This window comes from Thalassospira sp. CA1 (assembly GCF_059052855.1).
In genome coordinates, this window is record NZ_JBZCIA010000011.1 from 70,069 (window position 1) to 84,967 (window position 14,899).

General features: G+C 53.9%; 14 protein-coding genes. 10 read left to right on the plus strand and 4 right to left on the minus strand.

The window, feature by feature from the left end; genetic code table 11:
* The first annotated feature begins 52 nt into the window (after positions 1-52).
* Complete coding sequence (locus AC5Q5A_RS16935) at positions 53-952, plus strand: methyltransferase domain-containing protein (protein ID WP_493895983.1); 900 nt, start codon at positions 53-55, stop codon at positions 950-952.
* A gap of 18 nt (positions 953-970) precedes the next feature.
* Here the strand turns inward: AC5Q5A_RS16935 and AC5Q5A_RS16940 are convergent, their stop codons facing one another.
* A complete protein-coding gene (locus tag AC5Q5A_RS16940) occupies positions 971-1,189 on the minus strand; it encodes a DUF6500 family protein (RefSeq protein ID WP_493895984.1) in 219 nt (72 codons plus the stop codon).
* A gap of 126 nt (positions 1,190-1,315) precedes the next feature.
* Between AC5Q5A_RS16940 and sfsA the strand changes: the two genes are divergently transcribed.
* From sfsA to AC5Q5A_RS16960, 4 genes are all read left to right on the plus strand, one after another.
* Positions 1,316-2,029 carry a DNA/RNA nuclease SfsA gene (gene sfsA / locus AC5Q5A_RS16945; RefSeq protein WP_493895985.1) on the plus strand — a complete coding sequence of 238 codons (714 nt, stop codon included), beginning with the start codon at positions 1,316-1,318 and terminating at the stop codon, positions 2,027-2,029.
* A 110-nt stretch (positions 2,030-2,139) separates the two neighbouring features.
* Positions 2,140-2,946 carry a type I methionyl aminopeptidase gene (gene map / locus AC5Q5A_RS16950; RefSeq protein WP_493895986.1) on the plus strand — a complete coding sequence of 269 codons (807 nt, stop codon included), beginning with the start codon at positions 2,140-2,142 and terminating at the stop codon, positions 2,944-2,946.
* Positions 2,947-2,972: 26 nt separating this feature from the next.
* Positions 2,973-3,815: a RadC family protein gene (radC, locus tag AC5Q5A_RS16955; protein ID WP_493895987.1), complete on the plus strand. Its 843-nt coding sequence runs from the start codon at positions 2,973-2,975 to the stop codon at positions 3,813-3,815.
* Between the two features lie 37 nt (positions 3,816-3,852).
* A complete protein-coding gene (locus tag AC5Q5A_RS16960) occupies positions 3,853-4,248 on the plus strand; it encodes a VOC family protein (RefSeq protein WP_120224569.1) in 396 nt (131 codons plus the stop codon).
* A 170-nt stretch (positions 4,249-4,418) separates the two neighbouring features.
* Here the strand turns inward: AC5Q5A_RS16960 and AC5Q5A_RS16965 are convergent, their stop codons facing one another.
* Complete coding sequence (locus AC5Q5A_RS16965) at positions 4,419-5,282, minus strand: MipA/OmpV family protein (RefSeq protein ID WP_493895988.1); 864 nt, start codon at positions 5,280-5,282, stop codon at positions 4,419-4,421.
* A gap of 129 nt (positions 5,283-5,411) precedes the next feature.
* Positions 5,412-6,626, minus strand: coding sequence for an AraC family transcriptional regulator (locus AC5Q5A_RS16970; RefSeq protein ID WP_493895989.1), 1,215 nt, complete (start codon positions 6,624-6,626; stop codon positions 5,412-5,414).
* Between the two features lie 690 nt (positions 6,627-7,316).
* Between AC5Q5A_RS16970 and AC5Q5A_RS16975 the strand changes: the two genes are divergently transcribed.
* The 5 genes from AC5Q5A_RS16975 to AC5Q5A_RS16995 all read left to right on the plus strand — a co-directional run bounded on the left by AC5Q5A_RS16975 (position 7,317) and on the right by AC5Q5A_RS16995 (position 12,865).
* Entirely contained in the window at positions 7,317-8,951 is a 1,635-nt protein-coding gene (locus AC5Q5A_RS16975; RefSeq protein WP_493895990.1) for a peptide ABC transporter substrate-binding protein, read from the plus strand.
* 78 nt (positions 8,952-9,029) lie between these two features.
* Positions 9,030-9,953 carry an oligopeptide ABC transporter permease OppB gene (gene oppB, locus AC5Q5A_RS16980; protein WP_493895991.1) on the plus strand — a complete coding sequence of 308 codons (924 nt, stop codon included), beginning with the start codon at positions 9,030-9,032 and terminating at the stop codon, positions 9,951-9,953.
* Positions 9,953-10,861 (plus strand): oligopeptide ABC transporter permease OppC, encoded by a 909-nt coding sequence (oppC, locus tag AC5Q5A_RS16985; RefSeq protein WP_199679452.1) that lies wholly within the window; start codon positions 9,953-9,955, stop codon positions 10,859-10,861. The genes oppB and oppC overlap by 1 nt, the downstream gene beginning before the upstream one ends.
* Positions 10,862-10,880: 19 nt before the next feature.
* On the plus strand, positions 10,881-11,855 hold the full coding sequence (locus tag AC5Q5A_RS16990) for an ABC transporter ATP-binding protein (RefSeq protein WP_493895992.1): 975 nt from the start codon (positions 10,881-10,883) through the stop codon (positions 11,853-11,855).
* Positions 11,852-12,865 (plus strand): ABC transporter ATP-binding protein, encoded by a 1,014-nt coding sequence (locus AC5Q5A_RS16995; RefSeq protein ID WP_493895993.1) that lies wholly within the window; start codon positions 11,852-11,854, stop codon positions 12,863-12,865. The genes AC5Q5A_RS16990 and AC5Q5A_RS16995 overlap by 4 nt, the downstream gene beginning before the upstream one ends.
* 90 nt (positions 12,866-12,955) lie before the next feature.
* On the opposite strand, the gene AC5Q5A_RS17000 is transcribed toward AC5Q5A_RS16995, so the two are convergent.
* Positions 12,956-14,716, minus strand: coding sequence for an HD domain-containing phosphohydrolase (locus AC5Q5A_RS17000; RefSeq protein ID WP_493895994.1), 1,761 nt, complete (start codon positions 14,714-14,716; stop codon positions 12,956-12,958).
* Positions 14,717-14,899 lie beyond the last annotated feature (183 nt).

The window sequence follows — 14,899 nt, forward strand, 5'->3', positions numbered from 1 at the left end:
CTCTATCTAGATCGTAACTTTTACAACGATTTTAGCCGGAGCTTCCCGCCCCATGGCCGATCCGATCACCGTCTTTGATCGAGACATCCTGAAACTGCGCCGCGACCGCGCGGCGACCAAGGCGCAGGATTATAATTTCCTGTTTGCCGAAACCGCCGAACGCCTTGCCGATCGCCTTGATGACACCACCCGTAAATTCCCGCTGGCGGTCGATCTTGGCTGCCATAGCGGTGAGCTGGGCCAGATCATCGGCACCCGCGGCGGCATTGAAACGCTGTATCAAAGTGACATTTCGCGGGGCTATGCCAAGGCCGCACAGGCCAAGAACGGCAAAGGCACGCTGGTGGCCGACGAGGAATTCCTGCCCTTTGCCGAAGGATCGCTTGATCTGATCCTGTCCAACCTGTCGCTTCACTGGGTCAATGACCTGCCCGGCATGTTGCTTCAGGCGCGTCGTGCGTTGAAACCCGATGGGCTGTTTCTGGCCTGCTTGCTGGGTGGTGAGACGCTTAAGGACTTGCGCGAAGCTCTGATGACGGCGGAGGCCGAGGAAGAAGGCGGCGTATCCCCGCGCGTTTCACCGTTCGTCGACGTCAAGGATGCCGGGGCGCTTTTGCAGCGCAGCGGCTTTGCCCTGCCGGTGGTCGATGCCGATGATATCTATATCGACTATCCCGATGCGCTGAAACTGATGCGCGATCTGTCAGGGATGGGTGAAAGCAACCTGATTGCCAAACGATCCAAAAAGTTCACCAAACGCAGCACCCTTGCGCGGGCGGCAGCAATTTATCACGAACGCCATGCGCGTACTGATGGCCGCATCCATGCCAAGTTTCAGGTGATATATCTGACCGCCTGGGCCCCGGATGAAAGCCAGCCCAAACCGCTGCGCCGTGGGACGGGTCAGGTCAGCCTTGTTGATTTCCTCGGTGATGACGCGAAAAAGCAATAAAGCCGGATCAAGCCGGGATCACTTCCCGGCTGAAACCATCTCGCGGATTTTGGTCGCCTTTTCAAAGTGGTCAAGTTCGTGGGTTTTGATCCACCAGGTTGCGGCCTCCATCAGTGTTTCCGGGTCATCATTGCGATTGGCAAAGAACGCATAGAAGGACAGCCCAACTTCCGGCCCCTTTTGCGCGATTTTCCGATCGCAAACGGCAATGATTTTATCGCGCAGGCTTTGACGCATGATGGCTCCGCTAAAGGGTTGAGGCTGCAAGGGGTTGATGTATGACCTGTTTGCCGCGAAATTGGCAGTCTGATAACGCCCGTCACACGACAGTTTCTGTCAGGATAGAATTCCCGAAAGGTCGACATGCAACTTCCCCAACCGCTGATCCACGGCAAGCTGATCAAACGTTACAAACGGTTTCTCGCCGATGTCGAACTTGATAATGGCGAAGTGATTACCGCCCATTGCGCCAATCCGGGCGGGATGATCGGACTGAAGGAGCCGGGCATTGATGTCTGGCTGTCGCAATCAGACAATCCCGAACGCAAACTGAAATATAGCTGGGAGCTTTGCCAGATCGGCGATGCGTGGGTCGGCATCAATACCGCGCACCCGAATGCCATTGTCGAAGAAGCAATCCTTGCCGGGAAAATTCCCGAACTGGCGGGCTATGAAAGCCTCAAGCGCGAGGTCAAATACGGCAAGAATTCCCGTATTGATATCCTGCTATCCGATCCTGAGCTCGGGCTTTGTTACGTCGAGGTCAAGAACGTTCACCTCAAACGCGACGAAGACGTTCCAGGTTTTGCCGAATTCCCCGATGCCGTCACCGCACGCGGGGCAAAGCATCTGGATGAAATGGCCGATATGGTTGCCGACGGCCACCGGGCGGTGATGTTTTATCTGATCCAGCGCACCGATTGTGACCGCTTTACCTTGGCCACCGACATTGACCCGCATTACGGTGAACGGTTCAAGGCAGCCCGCGCGAACGGGGTTGAGGCGATTGCCTATGATTGTTCGATTGATACCAGTGCGGTGACGGTGCGCGACACATTACCGATCACCGGCTTATAAGCATCAAACCCCGCGCATATCAGCCAATCCTTGCCAATTCTGGCCGGTGGCTTTATGTCATTGGGCTATACATCGAATATAGATATTGCCGAGTTTAAGGAGATTTTCGGGTGGCGAACGGAACAGTCAAAATTCACGGCCCCGAAGCTTTTGAAGGCATGCGCGCCGCTGGCAAGCTGGCAGCAGAAGTGCTTGATATGATTACCCCGCACGTGGTTCCGGGTGTCACCACCGGTGAGCTTGATCGCCTGTGCGATGAATATATCCGCGATCATAATGCGATCTCGGCCTGCCTTGGATATCGCGGTTTTCCGAAATCGACCTGCACGTCGATCAACCATGTGGTCTGCCATGGTATTCCGGGCGACAAGAAACTCGCCAATGGCGACATCATGAATATTGATGTCACCGTGATCCTTGATGGCTGGTATGGCGATACGTCGCGCATGTATATCGCTGGCACGCCCAAAGTCATGGCGCAGCGTCTGGTGGATGTGACCTATGAGGCGCTTTGGCGCGGAATCAATGCCGTCAAGCCGGGCGCAACCCTTGGCGATATCGGCCATGCCATCCAGTCCTATGCCGAAAGTGAACGTTTTTCGGTGGTGCGTGATTTCTGTGGTCACGGGCTTGGTCAGGTATTCCACGATGCACCAAATATTCTGCATTACGGCAAGCCAGGCGAAGGTATGGTGCTTGAGCCCGGCATGATCTTTACGATTGAGCCGATGATCAATCAGGGAACCTATGCGTGTAAAATTTTGCCCGATGGCTGGACAGCCGTGACGCGAGACCGCAAACTGTCTGCACAGTTTGAACATTCGCTCGGCGTGACGGATGACGGGTTTGAAATCTTTACCCGATCCCCGGCCGGTCTGGAAAAGCCGCCTTACGATCTCAGCAAAGCTGCCGAGTAACGGGCACCTAACAAGGGGAAGCAGATTTGAGCGAAAAACAGGATCGCAAAGCTGCTTCCACTCCTGCCCAAAAAACCTCATCAGAAATCGATGATGGCACGCGGGTCTTTTTCGATCAGGCCCGGACAGTGCATGCATCGGGCACGCTTGGCGCATCCGGCACCGACGCAGTGGACGCCGAAAAATCCAAATCCGCAAAACCCCATTATCACGGGCATCGCCAACGGCTGCGCGATCGGTTTATCAAGGGGGGGGCCACCGCCCTTGCCGATTACGAGTTGCTTGAACTGATGCTGTGCATGGCGATGCCGCGTGGGGATGTCAAACCACTGGCAAAATCGCTGATCGCGCAATTTGGCAGCTTTGCCAGTGTCCTGGCCGCCCGCCCCGAAGACCTCAAAACCGCCAAGGGACTTGGCGAAGCCGGGATTGCCGCGATCAAGATTGCCGAGGCAAGTGCCCTACATCTATCACGTGAACGGGCCATGGAATTGCCGGTTATCGCCAGCTGGGAACAGCTGATTGATTATTGCCGGGCCCGGATCGGGCACCTTAAGAACGAGGAACTGCATCTGCTGTTTCTTGATCGCAAGAACCGGCTGATTGCCGATGAATGCCATCAACGCGGTACCGTCGATCACACACCGGTTTACCCGCGCGAAGTCATCAAGCGTGCGCTTGAACTGCATGCCTCGGCCCTCATTCTGGTGCATAACCATCCAAGCGGCGATGCCACCCCGTCAAAGGGTGACATCGACATGACCCGCAAGATTGTTGATGCCGCCAAGGCGATGGACATCACCGTTCATGATCACATCATCATCAGCCGGGCGGGATATAATTCCTTTAAGACGCTTGGCCTGATATAGCTGCCACCCCTGATCCATTTCCCACCATGAGATAACCATGCCCCATATCGGTTTGTTCGCCCTTGTCGTGCGCGACTATGACGAAGCCATCGCATTTTACACCGAAAAAGTCGGCTTTGAGTTGATTGAAGATACCGACATGGGCTGTGGGAAACGGTGGGTGGTGGTCTCCCCGAAGGGAGCTCGTGAAACACGTGTTTTGCTGGCGAAGGCAGGCAATGACGACCAAGTCAGCGCGATTGGCAATCAAACCGGCGGTCGCGTTGGCTTTTTCCTGAACACAGATGACTTTGAGCGCGATCACAAACGCATGGTTGATGCAGGGGTTCATTTTCTTGAAGCTCCCCGCGATGAGCCCTATGGCATGGTCGCCGTGTTCGAGGACCTCTATGGCAACAAATGGGATTTGCTGCAACTGAAGGTATCAGGGTGAAACTGGCTGCTATCCCGATACCCGCCACCGATCAGGAACGAAATCGCGCCAAAAGGTAACGGACCGGCAGTTGGTTGCAATAGTGGGGGATGCCGGTCCGTCTCGTCGGCAAAGCCTGATTGCTTACCGACAAGTTCGAGGTAAGATGATGACAGGGAGACGGTTCAGGGTCAGAAGGTGTAGACCAGCACCAGACCAGCACTGAGCACATAGTCCTCATCAATGATCGGACTGTCGGTATATTCATCAAGCAGGAATTTAACGTCAGTGGTCCCGACGACGGCAAAACTTTCGGTCACCGGATAGGTCACACTGAAATCAAGATGCGGGATAAAGGTGGCGTCGGGGGAATAGAAGCCACGATCACTGCGCACTTCATTGCGACGTACGCCGACGTTGTAATCAACCAGGTCTTCGCTTTGCCAGGTCACACCACCGCCGACATTGAAGCTGAACTTTTCGTATTCGGTTGGGAGGTAATAAGCAACATCCACCTCATGCCCGCCATGAGCATTGTTGAGATCAGTCTGATAGCTTGCCTGAAGCTCGCCGTGCCAAACACGCAACGATCCGCCGATACCGGCCTCGTATGCCATATCGCGTTTTTCAAGCCCGCTCAGATAGCTTGAGTCACCCGGGTCAAACGGCTCCATCCGAAGGCCACCGATGATCGAAACGCTGGCAAAGTCATTCATCCAGACTTTGGCATCAATGCCGTCAATACCAATACGAAGACGTTCGGCATCATAGGCCAATACCGGAAGCGCGTCTAAATCTGTACTATCGGCCCCGCGATAGGGATTGCTGCTGATCTGGCCGAAGGCACCGATCTGCCAATTGCCACCAAGCCAGGGTTTAAGTGGGTCTTCGGTCTGCGGATTTACCTGTTCGCGGATAATTTCCCTTTGTCCAGGCGTTGCAGTCTGGGCGTGTGCGCTGCTGGCAAGCATGATGATGATGGCTGCCGTACAGATGCCAAGTCCGCCCAGCACCATTGCATCCCCCAAACGACGAGAACAAAAATGCGATACCATAATGTCTAAACATCCCAATTATGTTGTTGATGTCGCGACATTGCCCGAGCGTACGAAGGAAGGCGTCCGGTTTTATAGCCTTGTACCTACAATCCGCACCAAACAGGTACGAATGCGCATTCATACGCCCTAACTATCTGATTTTGCGAAATTGTTCTGACGATAGTTACTTGGTGTATGACCGGTGATTTTCTTGAAAGCCTGATTGAAGGTCGATTTCGAATTGAAGCCGACCTCAGTTGCGATATCGAGGATCGTGCGATTTGGTTCCTCGATCAGCAGGCGAGAAGCCTCGTCAACCCGGACTTCATTAACGAAATCAAAGAAGCTTTTGCCCAGATGCTGGTTCAAGACAAAGGAAAGCTGATTGGGCGTTGCCCCGACAGCAGAAGCCAGTTTCGGCATGGTGAGCAATGGATCAAGCATCACTTCACGGTCTGCGACGATCCTTGCAAGGCGGGTGCGAATACGGGCGATGCCGGGATCATCAACAATTGCACGCAACATCGGGGTCTGTTGGGCGTCGGTCCCTTGGCCGGTTTCCTGACGTTCAGGCAGATTGTCCTGGGCGCCGTCTTCGGTTTCCGCTTGCACAAAGATCGCCGGGTTCTGGGCGATAACCTGGCACATGCGGAAGAACACAACCACAAACCCCACCTTGACACCAAGCGACAGCCATTCCGCGTGAAAGACAAACAGATCCAGCAAATTGGTCAGGGTGAAGACCGTAAACAACACAGTCATCCCGACAAGAAGCTCGATAATCCAGCGACGCATTCGTTCACTGTCGGCCTGGAGTTGCCAATTGGCTTGTCGCAAATAACGCCGCGCGAGCCGCCATATCCCGGCCATGTAACCGACAAACGACACGCAAAACAGGATGACAATTGCCAGGAGCACCAAATTGGCAAGCCCTTGCGATGAAAACGCAATCTGCAACCCGACATCACGCACATGATCCTGATTGGCGACCATCCGCGTGCTTTTTAGGTAAACCATAAGCCCGATCGCTGCGGTCACCGGGATTAATACCAGAAAATGCCGATAGGGCCGGGAAACCGGGCTGCCGGAAACTTCCCGAAAATACAAATATATCGACGGTATAAAGGCAAAAAAGAAAGGCGCAAAAACCGGCACAAGATACAGGTTCACAATCGGACTGATGAACGGGTCGAACGTATCGTCGATAAAACTCATACCGACCGAAAACCCGAACACCATGAGCCAGCGATTGGCGCGAAAAGAACGCTTTCCTTCGTCCATCAACAGGACAATCAGGAAAATCGCCTGCGATACGCCAAGAACCGAAACGATCAAAAAAAGAATGTCGAATGTTTCAATCATTCCTGCGCCTTCAGTGGCGGTTTCTGTTGGTGGGATATGCTTGGCCGAGCAGAACGCAAGGGCCGCAACGAACTCTACGGAAATACGCGACTATCAGGCACGCTGCAACCAAGACTTACTTGAAGGGCCTCAGCAAGATGGATGCAGGCACTTCGATCCAAACAGCCCGATTTATGCAATATCGCCTTGATCGCACTATTCTTCACGCACTTATTTTCACCCATATTCTTGATAGGTTCCACGCGTTCGTAAAATCACGATCAGATCGCCACAAGGCCTGCAAAAGAGTTCGCTGTCCAATATCTGCTGTTTTCAAACCCGTCCTGTGACCACCATATGGGCCGGGTTTCTTGCGATTCGGTCGCATCTTGTGATGTGCGAGACGGTCGAATGGGAACGATGCCAGCGCAGATCACCACTTTTGCGCGATCATCCACCGAAACCATACCGTCCTGACGGTTTTCGGACGATTGGTGTTAAGAATGCCAAACACCGTAATAAATTCGACACAATTCGTAATGTGCACAACAATTAACGATTGAAAACGTTTTCCCGCGCAAGCATTAATCTATCTGCCCCGTTGTGTAGAATCTGCCTTGCAGTAAGCGCATACCCGGATCAGTATTTTCACGTACGTACTTTCTGGGAGGTACGTAACGAAAAATCAAAATGACAAGGGAGACATTTTAGATGTCAGACAACGCGATGACTGCAAAAGGTCTCGTGAACGGGTTGCTAAAATCCTCACGTGCTTTTGTATTGGGTACCGCCTTGATTGCCGGTTCGATGACGATGTTGTCGACCAGCCATGCGCAGGCCGAAAAGATCCTGCGAATTGGTAACGACGGCGAACCGCAGTCAATGGATCCGCATTTCATCTCTACCGTTCAGACCAGCCGCATCTCCGATGATATGTCGCTGGGTCTTCTGACATATGGCCCGGATGGCCAACCGGTTCCCGGTGCAGCCGAAAGCTGGACCGTTTCCGAAGACGGGATGACTTACACCTTCAAAATCCGCGACCATAACTGGTCGGATGGTACCCCGGTTACGGCGCAGGACTTTATCGCCGGCTGGGAACGTCTTCTTGATCCGGCACTGGGCGCGGAATACGCATCCCTGCTTTACATCATCGAAGGCGCTGAGGAAGTTAACACTGGCAAGGATGGCGCGAAACTCGCAGCCAAGGCTATTGATGACCATACCCTCGAAGTTAAACTGACCGCACCTGCGCCCTATTTCCTGGCGCAGCTGACCCACCAGACCGCCTTCGCCATTCCACGTCATGTCGTTGAAAAATATGGCAAGGATTGGGTAAAGCCGGAAAATATCGTTGTGAACGGCGCTTATAAACTTGTCGAATGGGTGCCAAACGTTCACACCAAACTGGTCAAGAACGAAGAATTCTATGACGCTGCAAACGTTCCGATCGACGAGGTGATCTATTACACCTACGAAGATCGCACGGCGATGCAGAACCGTTTCCGTGCCGAAGAACTGGACGTTGCGCGCGACATCGCATCCGAACAGATTTCCTGGCTGCGTGACAATTTGGCCGACAGCCTGCGCATCGCGCCCTATGCCGGGATTTATTACTACGCCGTGCGTAGCGACAAAGAGAAATTCCAGGATCCGAACGTCCGCAAGGCACTGTCGCTTGCGATCAACCGCGAAGCAATCACCGACGCGGTTCTGAAAACCGGCGAACTTCCGGCTTATTCCTTTGTTCCGCCGGGAACCGGTAACTATACCGAGCCTGCATATGTTTCATGGAAAGACCTTTCGTATGGTGACAAGGTTGCCGAAGCCAAGAAACTGATGAAAGCAGCCGGTTATACTGCTGAAAACCCGCTTAAATTCACGCTGCGTTACAACACATCTGAAAACCACAAACGCATTGCGATTGCGGTTCAGAACATGTGGAAACAGATCGGCGTCGATGCAGAGCTGTTTAACACCGAAGGTAAAATCCACTATGCCGACCTGAAAGTCGGTGACTTTGAAGTCGCCCGTGCTGGCTGGATTGCCGATTACAACGACGCGCAGAACTTCCTGTTCCTCGGCGAGGAACGCACCGGCCCGCTGAACTATGCAGCATTTGATAACCCGCGCTACAACGAATTGATGCTGGCCGCCGAGAATGAAGGCGACCTGAAAAAGCGTGCAGAACTGATGCATAGCGCAGAAGCCATCATGATGGAGGCACAGCCCTACATCCCGATTTACTACTATGTCTCGAAACAGCTGGTCTCACCAAAGATCAAGGGCTGGATCGATAATGCCCCGGATCGTCACCTGACCCGCTGGCTCGACATCGCCGAGTAAATCCTGCCTTCGTGTCGCAGGCTGTGTGGTGTTCCTCCCGCCCGCAGCCTGTGACCACCCCGACGGGGATGAGAGAAAATGTTATCTTACGCCATTCGGCGCCTGCTGATCGCGATCCCGACATTGTTCATCGTGATCACAGTCGCCTTCTTCATGATGCGTATCGCACCGGGCGGCCCGTTCGATCAGGAACGCGCATTGCCGCCGGAAATCGAAAAGAACATCAAGGCTGCCTATGACCTTGATAAGCCGCTGGTCGAACAATACGCGATCTATATCGGCAAGCTTTTCCAGGGCGATTTCGGACCATCAATTAAAATCCGCGACTTTTCGGTTGCCGAACTGATCATGGCAGGCGCCCCTGCCTCGATGCAGCTGGGCCTGAGCGCGATTGCCATTGCACTTTTGTTTGGTGTCGCGTTTGGCACCTACGCCGCCATTCGACAAAACAGTGCGGTTGATTTCGTTGTCATGGGTGTCGCGATGATTGGCATCGCCATTCCGAACTTTGTCATGGCGCCGCTATTGTCGCTGGTATTTGGGCTTTATCTGTCGATCCTGCCGACCGCTGGCTGGGGGGACGGGGAACTTGAATATAAAATCCTTCCGATCATCGCACTTGCCCTGCCCCAGATTGCCTATATCGCACGTCTGACCCGCGGGTCGATGGTCGAGGTTCTGCATTCGAATTACATCCGAACCGCACGCGCCAAGGGCCTTCGCGAAACGCTTGTCGTCAATCGCCACGCCATCAAGGGCGCGCTGCTACCGGTTGTTTCCTATCTTGGTCCGGCAACGGCGGCCGTCATGACCGGCTCGGTCGTGATCGAAAGCATCTTTGGCGTGCCTGGTATCGGCACCTATTTCATCAAGGCAGCGCTGAACCGCGACTACCCGCTCGTGATGGGGGTGGTGATTGTCTATGCGGTGATGATCATTCTGCTGAACTTCCTGGTCGATATGATTTACGGCCTTCTTGATCCCAAACTGAAGTCACGCTGATGATGAATAAATCTGAAAAAACAGCTCTGCTGCAATCAGCCGGCGCGGCCGAAGAAATCGAAGGTCGCAGCCTGTGGCGCGATGCCCGTATCCGGTTGTTCCGCAACAAGGCCGCTGTCGGCTCCATGATCATTCTGGGCATTATTACGTTACTCGCAATCTTTGCCCCGCTTCTGAGCCCCTATGCCTATGACCAGATCGACTGGGGCTATATCCAGGAAGGTCCGAACTGGGAAAACGGCCATATCTTTGGCACAGATGGCAATGGTCGCGATCTGTTTATCCGGGTGCTTTATGGCGCGCGTGTATCGCTTGCGGTCGGGCTTCTGGCAACCACGGTGTCGCTGATCATCGGCGTTACGTACGGCGCAGTTGCCGGATATTTCGGCGGCAAGATCGACAGCATCATGATGCGGTTTGTCGATGTGCTTTATTCCCTGCCCTTCATGTTCTTTGTCATCATGTTGATGGTGGTGTTTGGCCGAAACATCTTCCTGATCTTTGTCGCCCTTGGCGCGGTTGAATGGTTGACCATGGCACGTATTGTCCGCGGTCAGACATTGTCGCTACGTCGGCGCGAATTTATCGAAGCCGCCCACGCAACGGGTGTTTCGAACTTCAAGATCATTTTCCGCCACATCATTCCCAACGTTCTGGGCCCGGTCATTGTCTATATGACGCTGACCATCCCCCAGGTGATCCTGACCGAGAGCTTCCTGTCCTTCCTTGGACTGGGCGTGCAGGAGCCGCTGACAAGTTGGGGCGTTCTGATTTCCGAAGGGGCCAAGGTGATCGAGGCATCGACATGGATGCTGATCTATCCGGCTGTGTTCCTGGCGCTCACCCTGTTCTGTTTTAACTTCATCGGTGACGGTCTGCGCGATGCGCTTGATCCGAAAGACAGGTAAGGGAGGGCAAGGAAAAACCATGACAACAAATCATATTCTGACTGTCGAAAACCTGACCACGCGCTTTCAGACCCCTGATGGCGAGGTCGAGGCCGTCAATAACGTCAACTTCCATATCGATCCGGGTGAAACGCTTGGTGTTGTCGGGGAGTCTGGGTCCGGCAAGACACAGATTTTCCTGTCGCTGATGGGATTGCTTGCCAAAAACGGCGCATCTACCGGATCGGTCCGATACAAGGACAAGGAAATCCTCAATCTGCAGCCCCGCGAATTGAACAAAATTCGTGGTGTGTCGATGTCGATGATCTTTCAGGATCCGATGACATCACTGAACCCGTTTCTGAAAATCTCCCGGCAGATGACGGAAGTTCTGGTCGAACATCGTGGCATGTCTGAAAGCGATGCCTTGGCGCGCGCAATCACCATGCTTGATCGTGTCGGAATTCCCGGCGCGGCCCAGCGCGTTCACATGTATCCGCATGAGTTTTCCGGCGGCATGCGCCAGCGTGTCATGATCGCCATGGCACTGTTATGTGACCCGGAAGTTCTGATTGCCGACGAACCGACCACCGCCCTTGATGTAACGGTACAGGCACAGATTCTTGATCTGTTGCGCGATCTGCAAACGGATTTCAACACAGCCACCGTCATGATCACCCATGATCTGGGCGTGGTGGCGGGTCTTTGTGACCGGGTGATGGTGATGTATGGCGGGCGTGTTGTCGAAACCGGATCGGTCCGCGACATCTATTACGACAGTCATCATCCCTATACCGAAGGCCTTCTGAAATCGATGCCACGGATTGATCGCGCCGACGAAGAAAGCCTGTTTGCCATTCCGGGCCAGCCGCCCAACTTGCAAAACCTTCCAAAAGGCTGCGCCTATCAGGAACGTTGCGAATATGTGTTTGATCGCTGCTGTGCGGAACGCCCGCTTTTGAGGGAATTTGGCAATGGCCGGGCCAGCGCCTGTTTCCGGGAGGATGACCAATGAGCGTGATGAACAAATCCGCAAAAAAAGATGCTTCACCAATCCTGTCGGTCCGCGATCTCAAGGTTCATTTCCCGATCCCGTCCAAGGGGTTGTTTGCCCCTGACCGGCAACTCAAGGCCGTGGATGGTGTCAATTTCGATCTGTATCCCGGCGAGACGCTTGGTGTTGTCGGGGAGTCCGGTTGTGGCAAATCGACGCTTGGCCGTGCGATCCTGCAATTGATCCCGCCAACCGATGGCCAAGTTGCCTGGCTTGGCAAGAACATTGTCGGCGCGCCACATCGTGACATGCAGCCATTGCGTCGGGACCTGCAGATCATTTTTCAGGATCCGTTGGCAAGCCTGAACCCGCGCATGACGATTGGCGAAATCATTGCCGAACCGCTGGTCACCCATAAGCCGGAACTCGGCAAGGAAGAGATCAAGGCACGGGTCAAACGCATGATGGCGCGCGTTGGCCTGTTGCCGCAAATGATCAACCGGTACCCGCATGAGTTTTCCGGTGGTCAGTGCCAGCGCATCGGCATTGCGCGTGCAATGATCCTGGAACCCAAACTGATTGTCTGTGACGAGCCGGTATCGGCCCTTGATGTTTCCATTCAGGCCCAGATCGTCAATCTTTTGCAGGAATTGCAGCGGGAATTTGACCTGTCGCTGATTTTCATCAGTCATGACCTGTCGATTGTCCGCCACATCTGTCACCGCATCATGGTGCTGTATCTTGGCAATGTCGCCGAACTCGCAGACCGTGACAGCATCTATGCCACACCACGACATCCCTATACCAAAGCCCTGATTTCCGCCGTTCCGATCCCCGATCCCGAGATCGAACGCAACAAGGAACGCATTGTTCTGACCGGTGACTTGCCAAGCCCTCTGTCACCGCCATCTGGATGCGTGTTCCGGACCCGCTGCCCATTTGCCAAGGATAAATGCGCACAGAAGCCACCGGTACTGGAACGCGTTTCAGACAGTCAGGAAGTCGCCTGTCACTTCCATGACAGCATCTAGTTCAACAAGAGCCTCCCAAGAAACTGCACCCGAACTTGTAAGACCGTCCTTGTGGCGGTCTTTTTTTTTGATCCGTGCGCGGAGAGCTGACTAGTCAGGATTGGAGATGATGAACTGTGCGATATCGACCTCGTCGCGCTGGTCTTCACGCAAATACTTGCGCCCGTATTCGTGATAGGTGCCGCTTGTCAGGAAAAGCTCGAACAGATCGCTATCGATCTGCCCCTTGTCGCGCATATCGGCCAGGATCGAGATACATTCAGACAATGTTTTTGGCCGTTTATAGGGGCGATCCACTGCTGTTAGCGCCTCGAACACATCGGCAATCACCATGACCTTTTCGAGGATCCCCATATCATCGCCCGTCAGGCCACGCGGATACCCGGATCCGTCCATTTTTTCATGATGGTTGCCTGCAATATCGGGAATGCGTTGCAGCTCCTTGGGATACGGCAATTGGGCCAGCATATCCTGGGTAATGACGACATGATCGTTGATCACCTGGCGTTCTTCGGATGTCAGGGTGCCGTGCGGGATCGACAGGTTATAAAGCTCGCCGCGGTTAAAACCGTTATAGATGTCAGTTTCACGATCCATCAGAAGCTTTTCAGTGCCGGTTGCACGCAGTTCGGCCAGTTTCGCATCATCAAGGCGCTGTTGTTCCGACCAGGACAAGCCGATTGTGCGATCAAAATACCGCGTCCATTCCTGCTCTGCGATGTCATGCAGGCCAAAGATGGTGTCGGTATCTAGTTCGGTATCGCCAATATTGGCATCCGCGACCATGGCAAACTGGGTTTCAAGTTCGGTCACCCGGCGCGCAAAATCGGCCTCGCACTGAAGTGCGTCTTCGCCATCAAGCTTGCGTTTGAGCATCTCGATCTCGGCATCACGACGCAGGACTTCAAAGCGCGTGCGGACTTCGTGAATACGGTTATGGATGGTTTCAAGCTTGGTGGCTTTTTCCATGACATGATCAGGGGTGACGATCTTGCCGCAATCATGCAGCCAAGCCGACAGGTCAAGCTCGTACCATTCCATATCTGTCAGATAGAAATTGGAGAATGTGCCATCCCGGTCATCCACAGCCGCCTGCGCCAGCATGCGGGCTATGATCGGAACCCGCGAACAGTGGCCTGCGGTGTGCGGTGATTTGGCATCAATCGCCTGACCCAGCACACGGACGAAACTTTCCATCAGGTCGCGCTGAGCCACCAGCAACCGGCTGTTTTCAATGGCAACCGCCGCCTGACTTGCCAGCGCATTGATGATTGGTTCAATCGTCGGATCAAAGGAAATCACATTGCCCGCATCGTCACGCGCATTGATCAGCTGCAAAACGCCGATCACAACGCCGCTGGTATTTTTAAGCGGCACGGTCAGGAAGGATTTCGACCGATACCCTGTTTTGGCATCAAATGCCCGGGTGCCGGTAAAATCAAATCCCTCGGCACTGTAGGCATCATCAATATTGATCGCCTTGCCGGTCAGCGCGACATAGGTCGCGATATTGGCGTAGTTCGGGCGGCCTTCGTCGTCATAAAGTGGCAAGGGTGGGAATGGTTTTTCGGTCTCCCGGCCCGAGACAAAGAACGTCTCAAGCGTATCATTAACCATGATACGGAAATGAAGCTCGCTTTCGTCCTGATTGACGACATAAAGCGATCCACCATCGGCGTTGGTGAAGTTGCGCGCGGCCATCAGGATTTTCTGGTTAAGCTCTTCGCGCCCCTGCTGTGCCGACAGGGCGATACCCAGTTCAACCAGTTCCGCCAGATAGTTTGCGTCTGTATTGCGGACCTGTGTCACATCTTTCTGATGATTGTTGGCCCCGTCGCGTTCACGCGCCATAAAAATTCTGCCCACTTCGCATTCGGATTAACCGTGCCGTCGAAGATACATCCTGCCTGCTTACACGATATATTCTCAATAAGTTGCTATTTTTCTAAGATTAGGCTCAGGACAGACCCTAAACAAGTTTCTCGGTGGCAAAATCGCCTTCACAATCCTGCTATACCCGTCTGCAGGGTTGCC